This window comes from Bacillus luti, from assembly GCF_009739945.1.
Classification (GTDB): domain Bacteria; phylum Bacillota; class Bacilli; order Bacillales; family Bacillaceae_G; genus Bacillus_A; species Bacillus_A luti.
Genome location: NZ_CP040336.1, coordinates 2,698,077 through 2,711,386, shown reverse-complemented (window position 1 = coordinate 2,711,386; position 13,310 = coordinate 2,698,077). Strand labels below are relative to the sequence as shown.

At 31.2% G+C, this 13,310-nt stretch carries 12 protein-coding genes and 1 pseudogene; 12 read left to right on the top strand and 1 reads right to left on the bottom strand.

The window, feature by feature from the left end:
- The first annotated feature begins 184 nt into the window (after nucleotides 1–184).
- The 8 genes and pseudogenes from yqeK to EUC40_RS13850 all read left to right on the top strand — a co-directional run bounded on the left by yqeK (nucleotide 185) and on the right by EUC40_RS13850 (nucleotide 8,860).
- A pseudogene (gene yqeK, locus EUC40_RS13885) lies at nucleotides 185–792 on the top strand (bis(5'-nucleosyl)-tetraphosphatase (symmetrical) YqeK).
- Between the two features lie 13 nt (nucleotides 793–805).
- The gene (locus EUC40_RS13880; RefSeq protein ID WP_156575698.1) at nucleotides 806–1,480 is read left to right on the top strand and encodes a DUF3885 domain-containing protein; all 675 of its coding nucleotides are present in this window, start codon (nucleotides 806–808) and stop codon (nucleotides 1,478–1,480) included.
- A complete protein-coding gene (gene mtnN, locus EUC40_RS13875) occupies nucleotides 1,477–2,214 on the top strand; it encodes a 5'-methylthioadenosine/S-adenosylhomocysteine nucleosidase (RefSeq protein WP_156575697.1) in 738 nt (245 codons plus the stop codon). The genes EUC40_RS13880 and mtnN overlap by 4 nt, the downstream gene beginning before the upstream one ends.
- A gap of 54 nt (nucleotides 2,215–2,268) precedes the next feature.
- Nucleotides 2,269–3,009, top strand: coding sequence for a class I SAM-dependent methyltransferase (locus EUC40_RS13870; RefSeq protein WP_156575696.1), 741 nt, complete (start codon nucleotides 2,269–2,271; stop codon nucleotides 3,007–3,009).
- A 27-nt stretch (nucleotides 3,010–3,036) separates the two neighbouring features.
- Nucleotides 3,037–3,885, top strand: a complete 849-nt coding sequence (locus EUC40_RS13865; RefSeq protein WP_156575695.1) for a GNAT family N-acetyltransferase — start codon at nucleotides 3,037–3,039, stop codon at nucleotides 3,883–3,885.
- A gap of 262 nt (nucleotides 3,886–4,147) precedes the next feature.
- Nucleotides 4,148–4,627 carry an SRPBCC family protein gene (locus EUC40_RS13860; RefSeq protein ID WP_071712181.1) on the top strand — a complete coding sequence of 160 codons (480 nt, stop codon included), beginning with the start codon at nucleotides 4,148–4,150 and terminating at the stop codon, nucleotides 4,625–4,627.
- Between the two features lie 79 nt (nucleotides 4,628–4,706).
- Entirely contained in the window at nucleotides 4,707–7,877 is a 3,171-nt protein-coding gene (locus tag EUC40_RS13855) for an ATP-binding cassette domain-containing protein (protein WP_156575694.1), read from the top strand.
- Between the two features lie 170 nt (nucleotides 7,878–8,047).
- On the top strand, nucleotides 8,048–8,860 hold the full coding sequence (locus EUC40_RS13850; protein ID WP_156575693.1) for a MerR family transcriptional regulator: 813 nt from the start codon (nucleotides 8,048–8,050) through the stop codon (nucleotides 8,858–8,860).
- 191 nt (nucleotides 8,861–9,051) lie between these two features.
- Here the strand turns inward: EUC40_RS13850 and EUC40_RS13845 are convergent, their stop codons facing one another.
- On the bottom strand, nucleotides 9,052–9,759 hold the full coding sequence (locus tag EUC40_RS13845) for an SDR family oxidoreductase (RefSeq protein ID WP_156575692.1): 708 nt from the start codon (nucleotides 9,757–9,759) through the stop codon (nucleotides 9,052–9,054).
- A gap of 195 nt (nucleotides 9,760–9,954) precedes the next feature.
- Between EUC40_RS13845 and EUC40_RS13840 the strand changes: the two genes are divergently transcribed.
- The 4 genes from EUC40_RS13840 to EUC40_RS13825 all read left to right on the top strand — a co-directional run bounded on the left by EUC40_RS13840 (nucleotide 9,955) and on the right by EUC40_RS13825 (nucleotide 13,059).
- The gene (locus tag EUC40_RS13840) at nucleotides 9,955–10,293 is read left to right on the top strand and encodes a winged helix-turn-helix transcriptional regulator (RefSeq protein ID WP_156575691.1); all 339 of its coding nucleotides are present in this window, start codon (nucleotides 9,955–9,957) and stop codon (nucleotides 10,291–10,293) included.
- Between the two features lie 133 nt (nucleotides 10,294–10,426).
- Nucleotides 10,427–11,179 carry a class I SAM-dependent methyltransferase gene (locus tag EUC40_RS13835; RefSeq protein ID WP_156575690.1) on the top strand — a complete coding sequence of 251 codons (753 nt, stop codon included), beginning with the start codon at nucleotides 10,427–10,429 and terminating at the stop codon, nucleotides 11,177–11,179.
- 136 nt (nucleotides 11,180–11,315) lie between these two features.
- The gene (locus tag EUC40_RS13830; protein ID WP_156575689.1) at nucleotides 11,316–12,149 is read left to right on the top strand and encodes an alpha/beta fold hydrolase; all 834 of its coding nucleotides are present in this window, start codon (nucleotides 11,316–11,318) and stop codon (nucleotides 12,147–12,149) included.
- 115 nt (nucleotides 12,150–12,264) lie between these two features.
- Nucleotides 12,265–13,059: a VOC family protein gene (locus EUC40_RS13825; protein ID WP_156575688.1), complete on the top strand. Its 795-nt coding sequence runs from the start codon at nucleotides 12,265–12,267 to the stop codon at nucleotides 13,057–13,059.
- Nucleotides 13,060–13,310: the final 251 nt, after the last annotated feature.

Below are 13,310 nucleotides of genomic sequence, written 5' to 3'. Positions count from 1 at the left end.
GTTCCTTTCCAAAATTATTAACATTACTATAATATCAAACATTTATGTACTTTGTAGCAATGATTCTACATAAAATTTCATGTAACGTATTAAAAAGGTATTAAAATATTCATAGCGAATACAAAATAAGAGGGATATTTATATTCTACATTATAATGAAAGTTAGTTATAAGGGGGATTTGCTATGTTATATAATGATATATATTCATTTGCTGCAACTGGAGAAATTGAAAATGATATTAAAGATTTTTATTAAAATACAATCAGGACTTTACATATAAACATTCAATTCGTGTAGCAAATGAGGCGAGAAAAATTGCAGAAATGTTTTATGAAGATGAAGAAAAAGCAGCAATCGCGGGATATTTACATGATATTAGTGCAATCTTTCCCAATAAGGTGCGGATTATAGTTGCTGAAGAATTCGGAATAGAGATATTAGAAGAAGAACGAGAATTCCCAATGATCATTCATCAAAAACTATCGAGAGTAATTGCAAATGAGATATTTAAAGTACATGATGAAGAGATTTTAAACGCAATCGGTTGCCACACTACGTTGCGTAAACAGGCTACAAAGATGGATTTAATATTATTTGTTGCTGACAAAATAGCATGGGATCAACAAGGCACACCACCGTATTTAGTAGAAGTAAAAAAAGGATTGGAAAAATCGTTGGAACATGCTGCATTTGCATATATTTCATATTTATGGGAAAGAAAAAATACACTGAAAGTTATACATCCGTGGCTAGAAGAAGCATATTGGCATTTAAAAGAAATTGTAGAGTAGAAAGGATATAAAAATGCAATTAAAAGAATATATGAATCAAACATTTCCAGGTGCTACATTAGTACCGTACATATGCTCTCAGTGGGAAAATCATTTGCATTTCGATTTTGGGAAAGGTAAATACCAATTCAAAGAGGGAACAGATGAATATAATATGGATTATTTTTATCAGCTATATAAGTGCAATAAAGAAGTATTCCATGATATATTCTCGGAAAAAGATACAGTTTTTTTAGTAACAAATGTTTATCGATTTAAAAAGGAAAATATAAAAACTCCACAGAAAATAAATGTATACAATAAATATATTAAGAAAAAAGATTTAAAGTTTCGTATAAGACAAGAAACTTTACCTTTTCTATTTGAAGATGAAAAAGCAGATGTATATTGTACATTTCAATTCTCTTTAAAATGTCTTGCGGAAGATATTAATTATGAACCGATTATTCAAGCTGCTAATCATGAAAACTTTCCAGAACTTTATCCTCGTTTTGGACGTAAGAAAGAAATTTCTTATCCAGATGTATTTCTCATAAATGCAACGAAAGGTATTATCATGTTTATTTACGATGATAGAGGATGTGAAGTAATTGCGAAGAATAAAGAAATAATACGAGATTTATATGAGAAATACAAAGAGTGGATTCCAGACTATGAACGAGAAAGTATAGATAACTTATTTAAATGACAGTAGGGGAAGTGAATCGTGTAATGAAACGTATTGCAATCGTATCCGCATGGGAACCAGAACTTACGTATTTGCATCAATATTATCCAAGTGAACGCGTTGAAAAAAGAGCAGCTTGGGAATTTCATTTTCATACTATTAATGAGTTGGAAATTATATCAGTTGTAACTGGTGTTGGTAAAGTAAGCTGCGCTAGTTGTGTACAGTTATTAATTAGCGAGTTTCAGCCAGATGAGTTATTTATGACAGGGATATGCGGAAGTCTATCAAATAAGGTGAAAAATGGTCAAATTGTAGTGGCCCTTAATGCAATACAACACGACGTTACTGCTGCTGGTTCGGGAGAAGATGTTTTTAATTTATATAATGGTAGAACAGCACCTATTGAAACAACAAAATCACTTGTAAGAAGAATGAAAAAAATGCGGTCTTATGATCCGATTCATTTCGGCACATTCTTATCTGGGGATCAACGTATTCGTAGTTCAGAAATGAGATATTTACTCCATACTGTATACGGAGCTTTGGCAGTTGATCAAGAAGTGGCAGCTTTCGCTTATGTTTGTCATATAAATAAAAAACCATTTTTATGTTTAAAAGCTGCTTCGGATCAAGCGAATGATAAGACGAAAGAAGAACAAAAAATCTTTAAAATGTTAGCATGCGAAAGAGCATGTGAACATTTAATTGCTTTTTTACGTGTTTATGAGATTACTGTAGTAAATAATAGATAGCAGAACTTATATAACAAACTATCCATGTATTTTAAGTTAAGAGGTGGAATAATATTGCATACGTATTATGGTGAACTTTGTACAAAAATATATGAAAGTGATAAATCAATAGCGGCCGGAAAAGAATTGGAATTTTATCTTTCTTTTATAAAAGACAAAAATATGAAAGTGTTAGAACCGATGTGCGGGAATGGTAGAATGTTAATTCCGTTTATGCAAAATGGTATTGATATAGAAGGGTTCGACCTTTCAGTAGAAATGCTTAAAGTGTGTAAAGAAAAGGCAGAAAAATTCAACTTGAAGCCAGTTATATCACAAGAAAGAATCGAAAACTTCCATGGTGATAAAAAATATGATCTTATCATGATACCAATTGGTTCGTTTTCACTTTTACCAGATAATTTAGTAGATATTAGTCTTCAAAATATGAAAAATAATTTAAAAGAAAATGGGAAATTCCTTCTTACAGTTGTATTAGGGGGAAGCGAAACGGAAGATATTCTAGATTGGATAGAAACAAATAGAAAAGAAATTAACAATGAATGCATTGTTGAAAATAGAAAAGTATCATATGATGACTCGCAAAGGCTGTTAAATATTAAACTAAAATATGAAGTCATCCAAAATGAGAAAATAGTAGAAACTGAGATTATGGATTTTCCTATAAGACTATATGATTTAAAAGAGTTTGAAAATATCCTTATTCAAAATGGGTTTAGTCAAGTGGTTATTCATGAAATAAAGGATGGATATGGTGAAGGGAATTCATTTCATGTGTTCGAATGTAGTATATAACAAGCCAAAGCGGAGGATTATAGTTATATGATTCAATACAAAAGATGTAGCGAAGTAAGTATAGATTTAGTGTATGAAGCTTTTAAAGATGGATTCTCAGATTACATCATTAAAATGGAAGTTTCACAAGAAGATTTTATTAAAAGATTTTTTGGACCAGAAGGAAATGCGATAGAACACTCTTTTTTGGCTTTAGATGGTGATAAATCTGTTGGCGTAATACTTGGTGGTATAAAGGATTATGAAAGCATAAAAACATTGCGTTGCGGAACATTAGCGGTTCATCCAGAGTATCGAGGGATGGGTGTAAGTCAGCATTTATTTGAACTGCATAAAGAAGAGGCGGTTCAAAATGGATGCAAACAACTTTTTCTTGAGGTCATTGTAGGTAATGATAGAGCGATTAACTTCTATAATAAGCTAGGTTATGAAAAAGTATATGATCTTTCTTATTATAATTTAAATGATGTAACTAAACTAACAAATAAAGATAATAAAAATGTTGAAGTGAAAAAAATTGAATTTCAAACATTTAAACTTGAAATTCAAAAATGGCTTAACTTCCATATAAATTGGCAAAATGATATTGATTATATTGAGAAAACAAATAACACGTATTACAGTGCATATGTTGATAATGATTTAAAAGGTACGGTATGTATAAATAAACATGGGAAAATTAGCTTTATATTCGTAGACAAAGACTATAGAAATATTGGTGTTGCGACGCAATTATTACAAGTAGCAAATGAAAAATTGAAGTTAGCAACTGTATCTATTGGGTTTCCTAATAATAGTTTACTGGAAGGATTTTTAAAGAAAAATGGGTTTGAAAAGAACGCTTTAACACAATATGAAATGTACCATTTATTATAAAAGCAGAAGGAAGTATTCTTTCTGCTTTTTATTTTTGTCATAAAAATAAGTAGGGAATAATGCCCCGTCGAATCAACCTCATATCTTCAGTTTTCAAAGAACAACCTGTAGGGAATGATTATAGTAAATAGTTATAATGAAGCCATATGTTGTTAAAATACCGTAAAAGTATGTTAATTGAGATTTATTTTTTTAGTGAAATCAAGTAAAATAATAAAAGAGAACATATATTCTGTCAGAGGCAGAAGGAGGCGTATGAATAATGATTGCTATAATAGATAAACAAAGTAATGAATACGTAGTACAATTTGATAGGTATTTTCCATATTCGATAGAAAAAGTATGGTCTGTATTAACAGATAATAATAAATTGAAGAAGTGGATGTCTAACTTGCAAATAGAAAATCTTAAAACAGGTGGAATTATTAAATTTGACATGATGGATGGTTCGTTTTTAAATATCGATATTTTAGATTGTAAAATAAATTCAACATTAGAATTCACGTGGGATAAAGACCGCGTGCGATTTGAAATACATAAAGAGGAAAATGGGTCTGTATTAATACTTAAAGAATTCATCCATGAACTAACAGACCATACACCGAAAGATATAGCCGGTTGGCATATTTGTCTAGATCTTTTTTCTTCTGTTTTACAAGGTGAAGAAAAAGAATTTTCAAAAGATGAATGGAAGTATTGGTTTGATAAATATAAGGTTAAGACCGATGAATTGAATGGATAGACATTATATAATCTGTATTTATTATGTAATTATTATCCTATAAAAATGTTTTTCAACAACTATAAGAATAGAGGTTAATATGAAAGTAAATCAATTAATTGCGAATAATATTAATAAATTGGATGCAGAAATATCGGTAAATAAATCGTTTGGAATTGCGGGTTTGTCTGGATCTGGTAAAACTACATTTTGCCAAACGATTGGTGAAGAATCAAAAAAACGTTTAGTTTCTTTATTACCAAAAGCTGAATATCAATATTTATTTCCTAACATTATGGAAACGAATTTTAGTGCTATTAAGATGGAAGAAATGCCATTAGTACTTTTTCTAGGGAAATCATCGATTTCATCTAATCCGCGTTCAACAATTGGTACTCATACTGGTGTTTTTACAGAGGTTCGTGAAAAACTTGCTGAAGTGTTTAATCTTTCTCCTGAGGTCTTTTCATTCAATAATCAATTAGGTTGGTGTACTGGTTGTAAAGGACGTGGCACTACGAAAAATATTGAATGTAAAAAATGTAAGGGGAAACGTTATAGTGAAGAAATCGAACAACATACGATAGATTTATTTGCTAAACCACATACAATTTCAAATATTAATGATTTAAGTGTTGAATCTATTCTTTCATTAGCAGAAGAATTAAATATTAGTGAAGCAAAACAACATATACTGCAAAATATTATAAATATGAATATCGGTTATTTAACGTTAAATAGAATTATGGGTACGTTGTCAGGTGGAGAGTTAACAAGGCTTTACTTGGCTGAATTTATGGCGGTAAGTGAAAATGCTGTAATTATTATTGATGAGATTTCAGTTGGACTTGATCATGAAACATTACTAAAAATATTAGAAGAGATTAAACAATTAGGGTGTAAAAATCAAATTTGGCTTATTGATCATTCAGATACAGTACTAGATACAACTGATGAGCAATTGTTCTTCGGGCCTGGTAGCGGAAAATATGGCGGGAAAATTGTGAAAGAATCACCAAGACCAAAACCAATATTGTGGGAAAGAAATAAAGAAATGCCAACAGACTATTATACATTCCATGATTTGTATTGTCGTAATATCCAAATGGCTGAGTTTCAAATTCCTAAAAATAGACTTGTTACGGTTACTGGTGAATCAGGATGTGGAAAATCTACACTTGTCAATGAATGTGTAGCGCAAGACTTTTTGAAACGTTATCCAAAAGATAGACTAGTTATGGTTGGACAAGATCGAAACCAATCGATTACAAGTCGATCAACTGTTGCTACTTTCCTTGATATTAAAAAGAAACTGACAAAGTATAGTGAAGAAATCGATGATATTTTTGAGCGTTCGATTGAGGATATTATTGATGAAATTCCAAATGAAGATATTGCATATAAACGCTTGAGCCTACTAATCAAATTAGGGCTGGGTTATTTAACATTAGAACGAAAAACACAAACATTATCAACAGGTGAGTTTCAATGTGTTCATTTAGTTTCTGAGTTATTTGCAAAAACAAGAAATCCACATACATTATTTATTTTTGATGAGCCTTCAAAAGGTTTATCACAAAATATTTTAAATCAATTTATAGATAGTATTAGAGGGATTTTGCAAGATGAATCAGTTTCTATCATTATGATTGAGCATAATAGTTACATGTTAGAAAGCTCTGATTATATTGTTGATTTTAGGAAAAGGCAGTATGAATCTGTAGAGCATCTGTATGTTGTCAGTCATGAGAATTACTATCGTCAAAAAAGTATTATGAATAGCACAGAGAAAATACATGTTTCTTCCATGCTTAAGCAGAAACAAGGAGTTCACTATTTAGAAAAAAATCATATTAACTATTTTAAAAATGCCGAAAATATTTATAAGGGTGGTATTTTAAAAAGTTTATCATCAATGGCCCGTTTAATTTATGGTGAATATGAATCGGATACAATTGCACCGGTTGTTGCTATTGATCTTGAAAGACATTTATATAGTCAATATAGTTTTTTATATGAGATCGGTGGATTAATTAATCATATTGTAGCTGCTCATCCAACTAATAAAGATACGAGAAGTTTTGATTTCTTTTCACAGGACAATCATTGTCCATCTTGTTCTGGACGTCTTCAAATTGAAGTTTTCGATAAAGATATTACAATCCAAAATAAAAACGTTCCATTTTGGGACGGTCTATTCGATCCAGAAATCATGAAAGTATTAAAATTTTATCAATATGAAAAAATAGAATTTCTATTTGAAGAAATTAAAAATGAGCTTGGTCACGATTTGTCAAAGAGCTATAATGATATGTCAGAAGAAGAAAAGCATACGTTTTGGTATGGTTATTTTGAAAAATCATTTTATGATAAAAAAGGAAAGACACGTAGAACATGGGTAGGATTTAATACGATTATTGGTGGATATATTGTTATTTCAAAAGCAGCCATTAAAGAAGAAATTAAAGAATCTAAAGAAATGATTGTATGTCCAATTTGTGAGGGGACAGTTTTAAATCATCATAAACCGCTTAAATTTGATAACTTTGATATTCGTGAAATTATCAATCAACCAGTTGATGAAGTGTTGAAAATAGTCGATGATTTACCTACACTTCATAAATTAAAATCTATTGTTGGTGGCGATATGAGATTGACAGAAGATGTTTCTTTATTGCCAAGAAAAGAACAAGTTGCACTAAAAATGTTTGAATTAGAACAGGCAAGCTTTTCAAACTATGAAATGGTGTTGCAAAATGTCTTACCATTCTGGGATGAAATAAAAGGAAATATCGAATCCATTAGTGTTAATAATCAAGTAACTGTTTGTGATTTCCATAATGTTTATGAAACGAGAGAAACTATTATAGATAAGTACTTCACAAATGGTAAATATAAAAAACTTACGTATGTATACGAAGCGTTTGGATACAAAAAGTTAGTTACTCAAATTAATAAAATTAGAAAAAGTAATCCATGTCCATTTTGTAAAGGAAAGAAAGTTATAACAGAAGATAATCTACATGACGGCGTGTTTAAATTAACAATTCCTTGTGTAACTTGTAATGCAAGTGGTATTAATGACGAAGGGCTAAAAGAAGTTGTTGAGGGCGTGGATGTACAAACTTGGTTAACTGGAAAAGTTACTGATGTTGTGGATGAAAGCTTATTAACAGAAGCTGTTTCGCAAATACCAATTTTCAGTCGCATTCGCGAATTGGATAAACGAGATATGATGGCCGTTTATGAATGTTTGGAGATAAATAATTAGACAGACAAACTATAATGTTGATTATAAAAATGTAAATACACAACTTTAATTGTGTAAATATAATACATTTAATTATTGTTTAAATCATTAAAAACAGTTGACTCTCACACAATGTCATTGTTTAAGATAAAGTTGAGCTTCGAAGTAGATGTAATTTATAGGAGGAAAACATGTTTAAAATAGGGGATTTTTCAAAACTATCTTCCATTAGCATACGTATGTTGAGGCACTACGATAAAGTTGAATTATTGCAGCCAGTAAAAGTTGATGAACAAAGTGGTTATCGATACTATTCAGCAGCCCAATTAAAGAAAGTAAATCAAATTCAAATGTTAAAAGATATGGGATTTAACATCGCTACTATTAAAGAAATAATTGAATGCGATAATATAAATAGTGTAAAAGAACAATTTCAAAATCGTTGTGCTCAAATAAAGGATGAAATGGGTGACCTTCAAAAACAATTACGTCTCCTCGAAAACTCAATGAAAATGATGAGAGAGGATGTTGTTGAGATGAAATATCATGTTTCTATAAAAGAAATTCCAGAAAGAAATGTAGGTAGTGTTAGAAAGGTTATTCCTTCATATAATTGTGAAGGCGATCTATGGAGTATATTGATGCAAGAAATTCATATGAAAAATATTAGTATGGCTCATCCGAGTTATAGTATTGCTGTCTTCCATGATCAAGAATACAAGGAAAAGGATGTAGATGTAGAAATACAGCTAAATATCTTTGGAAAGTACGAAAATACAAACGATGTTCATTTTAAAAAAATCGAAGCAATTAAAGTAGCATCTATAACAGTAAACGGAAGCTATGAACAAATGACAGATGTAAATGAAGCAGCTGCAAAATGGATTGAAGCGGAAGGATATGAATTAGCCGGCCCTATGTTTAATATTTATCATGTTAGCCCAGCTATTGAATCGGATCCTAATAAGTGGATTACTGAGGTTTGTTATCCGATAAACAAATAAGTAATAAAAAAGGCATATTTTATGCCTTTTTTTATTTTATTGTGCTCAAAAACAGTTAAATGGCTTGTCGGTTTGATTCATCAACTAAAATTTAAATTATGAAGATAAATGGAGGCAGTTGAAAAATTTACACCTAATGGAAATTGTGTTTTAATAAAAACCTTCAAGATAATTTGCAGTTGAATTTTAAATCAATGATATGTGTATCCTCCATCTGGAAATAATACATTACCTGTAGTAAAACTATTTTGCATTAAATACAGGACAGTATGTGCAATTTCATCATTATGCCCAGGTCTCTTTACAAGAGAATGAGATTTATAAGCTTCATAAGCAGCTAGTCTTTTCTCATTTTCCCTTCGGATCGTTCCGGGAGAAACAACATTAACTCTTATAGGAGCTAATTCAACAGCTAAAGCTTTCCCTAAACTTTCAATAGCACCATTGCAAGCTCCATAAGCAGGCGCACCTTTAAGTGGCCTTTGACTAAAGGCACCGGACATTAACACGATAGATCCAGAGTTTGAAAGAAAAGGAATTGCATATTTTACGGCGTAATATTGTGGCCAGAATTTTCCGATAAAGCTACTTTCAGCAATATCATCAGTAGCATTTATTGGTCCAAGTGTGTAAGAGGCCCCTGGTGTAAATAAATGATCAAAATTCCCGATTTTCTCGAAAAAATTTTGTAATTGCTCTTTATTTTGATTATCCAATACGTAAGTTTGGAGAAGATTGCTATTTATTAATTTTTTAGCAACTTTTAATTTTTCTTCCGAACGCCCTGCAATAATAACATGTGCGCCTTGTTTAATTGCTTCTGTTGCTGTTGCTAATCCAATACCAGAACTCCCGCCAATGATAACAATTTGTTTATCTTTTAATGAAGTAAAAGACATGATTAAGCCTCTCCCTTAATATAAAATTAAAAATAAATCTGTGTTGCTTTTATTATTCTTTAAAATAAGAGTATTGAAAAGTACGCACTTTATATGTACATAGTCGTAAATTTCGTACTAATCGCTATTTATGCAGATAAGTAATAGGAAAAATTGCTAAATATGGTTTATGATATCTGAGGAGAGGTGAGAAAAATGGATTTAAAAGAACCGAAGTTAGAAGGGGTAATAGCGACATTACAAATAATCGGCGGGAAATGGAAGCCGCTCATTTTGTTTATTTTGCTAACAGATGGAACGAAACGTTTTGGTGAATTAAAGCGATTAATACCAGATATATCTCAAGGGACGTTAGCAAAGCAATTACGTGAATTAGAGCAAGATCAACTACTAAAACGCGAAATTTATCAAGAAATACCACCTAAAGTAGAATATAGCTTAACTGAGCATGGAAAAACAGTCAGTACTGTTTTGGATAGTATGTGTAGTTGGGGAAGAGGACATTTAGAACATATAGATAAAGGTAAACTATAAAATTGTTATGTAAACTTAATGTGGTACGAAGAATTATGTTGTTTTAATAATTTGCATTTTATAATATATAATTAAGTAGTGTTGCAGGTTATTATACATATTTAATGCATTTTTACAAAGGGGAAGTAATAAGATGAACGAATTAGAGTATAAAAGCTTCTATGATAAAGTAGGAAGATTAAATGGATGGGATTTTAGTAAAATAAAATGTGAAACTGTAGGAGATACATGGGACTTTTATAGCGAAGTGAAAGAAAGATGCAAACCATCACATAGTCTACTTGATGTTGGTACAGGTGGCGGAGAGAATGTAATAAAAATAGCATCTTCAGTAAAATTACTAACTGGAATAGATAATTCAAATGGCATGATTGAAAAAGCATATTCCAACTTAAAAAAAGCAGGTGTACAAAACGTTGAGTTTCTCCAAATGGACTCTGAAGCGTTAACGTTTCCACATGCTCATTTTGATATTGCTTCAAGTTGTCATGCCCCGTTTCTGGCATCTGAGTTAGCAAAAGTAATGAAAAAGGGTGCCTTTTTCTTAACACAACAAGTAAGTGAGAATGATAAATTAAACCTGAAAGAAGCATTTGGCAGAGGACAATGCTTAGGTGAACGAGATGGCACTTTAAAAGAAAAGTATATGAATGAACTTATAAGTGCAGGATTTGATCTCGTGCAAGTACGTGAATATGATGTTACTGATTATTACAGTACTCCTGAAGATCTCATTTTCTTATTAAAACATACGCCTATTATTCCTAGATTTGGAGAAGAGAAAAAGGATTTTACTATTTTACAAAAATTCATTGACACGAATAGTTCTGAAAAAGGGATTCGTACGAATTCAAAAAGATTTATGATAATTGCTGTTAAATTATAGTGTATTTGAGTGTAAAAGCTGCTTTTCTATTATAGAAAAGCAGCTTTTTGTGTGGCAAAGAATGCAGGGGATACTTGAAAAAAATAGAAATAAGTAAAGTGCTAATCAAAAAAACGAAATATGGAGGATAATTGTTTTGAAACGCTACTATATTAACAACGAAAAAATAAATGTACATATTACTGAATGGGAGAATAATGACAAGCCCGTTATCTTTTGTTTACATGGATTAGGTAGTACGAGTTTAAGTTTTATAGAAATTGCTGAGGAATTAAAAGAAGAGTATAGATTTATCTCCGTTGATGCACCTGGACATGGTAAAACACCGCCCTTTGAAAGAACAGAAGATTATGAGATGCACAATTTAGCAAATTGGTTAAATGAAATAATAAATGAATTGAGAATCGAACACTTCTATTTTCTATCACATTCATGGGGAAGTTTTGTAGCGTTATTTTATTTGTTAAATCATCCAGAAAAAGTACAAGGAAGTATTCTTATTGATGGTGGATATCAAACAAAAAGGCTTAAAGAAGAAACGTTGAAAGAAGAAATTGCTTATTATGAAAAGGACTTTGATGAATACGTTTTTAATAATTGGGACGAATTTTTCAAAAGTGAAAAAGAAGCTTATACTAGATGGTCGCCATTATTAGAACTTGCAGTAAAAGATCTTGGGATTGAACTGGATAATAAAGTATGTTGGCATGCGCGAGGAACAACGGCTGGCAATATAATAAGAGGTATGCATAAAGATGAAACGATAGATATATATGAGCAGTTGCCGGCTAACATTATCTTACTTCGAGCTACAGTCCCAAAAATTTGGACGGATTATCGAGATAAGACAGTAAATATTTTTAAAGAGAAAACAGACGGTGTAGTAAAGGTAATCCCTGATACTACCCACATGTTGCACTGGGATAAACCAGAAATTGTTATAGCGGAAATCAAAAATAATTGGAGCTAACGTATTCATACTAAAGTTGTAGTTTCAACATGAAAAATCAATCCTTCCGTTTGATTTTATCTATTTCTAATTGTAATACAATACGAGTAGATAATATGAAATAGGGGGATGTAAAATGATTACACATATTTCAGATATAAAACTACAAACGGTTTCAATAGAAGGAGTAAAACAAGTTTATAAGGATATATTATCTTTTCCAATAAAAAAAGAAACTGCATCATGTATTCAATTTGAAGTAACACCATACACAACAATTAGTTTTCAAGAAGTATATGAACCGATTGCACCTGCGCATTTCGCTTTTGAAATTCCATATTCAACATTTCATGAAACAGCAAAGTGGCTTAAAAAATCCGGATTACTTATTGTGAAATGGAAAGATGGAAATACAATCGGTGAGGAGAACGGTCTATTCAATTTATACTTTAAAGACGGTGATGGAAATCTTCTTGAAATTATCGCACATAGCTATGTTAAAGAAGATGTATTAGTTTCGCAGTCACCTTTAAACATTTTATATGTTAGGGAAATCGGTCTTCCCGTTAAAAGTGTACCTGTATTTACAGAATGGTTAAAATCAAATCTTCATATGAAAACGATGGAAGATGGGGATATTTTTAACTTTGTTATAGGTGGAACTGCCTATATCGTCGCAACTTGGTGGCAGCGACCTTGGATTCCAATTGCAATGAAAGCTTTACCACCGAAAGTACACGTTTCTTTCGGAACACCGGACCCCGTATTTTTACAGCAAATCCAAAATAATTTCAAGAAAAATAGTATTCCGTTTGAATGTAAGCGTAATGAAGTATCGTTTATTCAACAAGGATATTTATTTACTATCTTGCATACACCGGTGTTTCATTCTGATGTTCCTAAACAGTTAAACTTACCACTTTCTATTTAAGGGTAGAAAGTGGTAAGTTTTTTGTAGATTTGTTAAGTAGGTTTTCGTTATGATTACAGTGAATGTAAAGTAAAGGATAAAGTGTTATTTGAATTTATCCCGCTTTAATGGGCAGTAAGACCCCCACCTCAAAATTCAGCGGAAGCAAAGAAGTTAGGTGGGGATCAACTGCCCATAAAAGTCCGATTGGTGAAGGCTAATAATCAGTGGGGGATGAAGAAAACCCCCACTGATTAAAGTTTCACTTTATT

Coding starts and splice junctions, on each gene's coding strand:
- EUC40_RS13880 (WP_156575698.1), top strand. CDS start 806: ATGCAATTAAAAGAATATATGAATCAAACATTTCCAGGTGCTACATTA.
- mtnN (WP_156575697.1), top strand. CDS start 1,477: ATGACAGTAGGGGAAGTGAATCGTGTAATGAAACGTATTGCAATCGTA.
- EUC40_RS13865 (WP_156575695.1), top strand. CDS start 3,037: ATGATTCAATACAAAAGATGTAGCGAAGTAAGTATAGATTTAGTGTAT.
- EUC40_RS13860 (WP_071712181.1), top strand. CDS start 4,148: ATGATTGCTATAATAGATAAACAAAGTAATGAATACGTAGTACAATTT.
- EUC40_RS13855 (WP_156575694.1), top strand. CDS start 4,707: ATGAAAGTAAATCAATTAATTGCGAATAATATTAATAAATTGGATGCA.
- EUC40_RS13850 (WP_156575693.1), top strand. CDS start 8,048: ATGTTTAAAATAGGGGATTTTTCAAAACTATCTTCCATTAGCATACGT.
- EUC40_RS13845 (WP_156575692.1), bottom strand. CDS start 9,759: ATGTCTTTTACTTCATTAAAAGATAAACAAATTGTTATCATTGGCGGG.
- EUC40_RS13840 (WP_156575691.1), top strand. CDS start 9,955: ATGGATTTAAAAGAACCGAAGTTAGAAGGGGTAATAGCGACATTACAA.
- EUC40_RS13835 (WP_156575690.1), top strand. CDS start 10,427: ATGAACGAATTAGAGTATAAAAGCTTCTATGATAAAGTAGGAAGATTA.
- EUC40_RS13825 (WP_156575688.1), top strand. CDS start 12,265: ATGATTACACATATTTCAGATATAAAACTACAAACGGTTTCAATAGAA.